The following is a 1,504-nucleotide window of genomic DNA, read 5'->3' as shown; positions in this document are numbered from 1 at the left end:
CAGGCGTCGAGCGGCGGACGGGTGAGTAATGCTTAGGAATCTGCCCAGTAGTAGGGGATAGCCCGGGGAAACTCGGATTAATACCGTATACGCCCTTTTGGGGAAAGCAGGGGATCTTCGGACCTTGCGCTATTGGATGAGCCTAAGTCGGATTAGTTAGTTGGTGGGGTAAAGGCCTACCAAGGCAACGATCCGTAGCTGGTTTGAGAGGATGATCAGCCACATCGGGACTGAGACACGGCCCGAACTCCTACGGGAGGCAGCAGTGGGGAATATTGGACAATGGGGGCAACCCTGATCCAGCCATGCCGCGTGTGTGAAGAAGGCTTTCGGGTTGTAAAGCACTTTCAGTGAGGAGGAAAACCTGCCGGTTAATAACCGTCAGGCTTGACGTCACTCACAGAAGAAGCACCGGCTAACTCCGTGCCAGCAGCCGCGGTAATACGGAGGGTGCGAGCGTTAATCGGAATTACTGGGCGTAAAGCGCGCGTAGGTGGTTAGGTAAGCGAGATGTGAAAGCCCCGGGCTCAACCTGGGAATGGCATTTCGAACTGCTTGGCTAGAGTGTGGTAGAGGGTAGTGGAATTTCCTGTGTAGCGGTGAAATGCGTAGATATAGGAAGGAACACCAGTGGCGAAGGCGGCTACCTGGACCAACACTGACACTGAGGTGCGAAAGCGTGGTTAGCAAACAGGATTAGATACCCTGGTAGTCCACGCCGTAAACGATGTCAACTAGCCGTTGGGGATCTTGAATCCTTAGTGGCGCAGCTAACGCACTAAGTTGACCGCCTGGGGAGTACGGCCGCAAGGTTAAAACTCAAATGAATTGACGGGGGCCCGCACAAGCGGTGGAGCATGTGGTTTAATTCGACGCAACGCGAAGAACCTTACCTGGCCTTGACATGCAGAGAACTTTCCAGAGATGGATTGGTGCCTTCGGGAACTCTGACACAGGTGCTGCATGGCCGTCGTCAGCTCGTGTCGTGAGATGTTGGGTTAAGTCCCGTAACGAGCGCAACCCCTTTCCCTAGTTGCTAGCAGGTCATGCTGAGAACTCTAGGGAGACTGCCGGTGACAAACCGGAGGAAGGTGGGGATGACGTCAGGTCATCATGGCCCTTACGGCCAGGGCTACACACGTGCTACAATGGTACGTACAGCGAGTTGCGAACCCGCGAGGGGTAGCTAATCTTCCAAAACGTATCGTAGTCCGGATCGGAGTCTGCAACTCGACTCCGTGAAGTCGGAATCGCTAGTAATCGTGAATCAGAATGTCACGGTGAATACGTTCCCGGGCCTTGTACACACCGCCCGTCACACCATGGAAGTAGATTGCACCAGAAGTAGTTAGTCTAACCTTCGGGAGGACGATTACCACGGTGTGATTTATGACTGGGGTGAAGTCGTAACAAGGTAGCCCTAGGGGAACCTGGGGCTGGATCACCTCCTTAAACGAAGCTGAAGCTTCGGCCAGAGTCCACACGAATTACTTGGTTGACTGAA

At 54.1% G+C, this 1,504-nt stretch carries 1 rRNA gene; it reads left to right on the top strand.

The features are described 5' to 3' along the window. A 16S ribosomal RNA gene (locus FFI95_RS15320) occupies positions 1-1,452 on the top strand; the annotation flags it as partial. Between the last annotated feature and the right edge of the window lie 52 nt (positions 1,453-1,504).

The sequence above is a fragment of the Marinobacter piscis genome (genome assembly GCF_007671655.1).
In the GTDB taxonomy this organism is placed as follows: Bacteria; Pseudomonadota; Gammaproteobacteria; order Pseudomonadales; family Oleiphilaceae; genus Marinobacter; species Marinobacter piscensis.
This window is presented reverse-complemented; position numbering and strand designations above follow the sequence as displayed.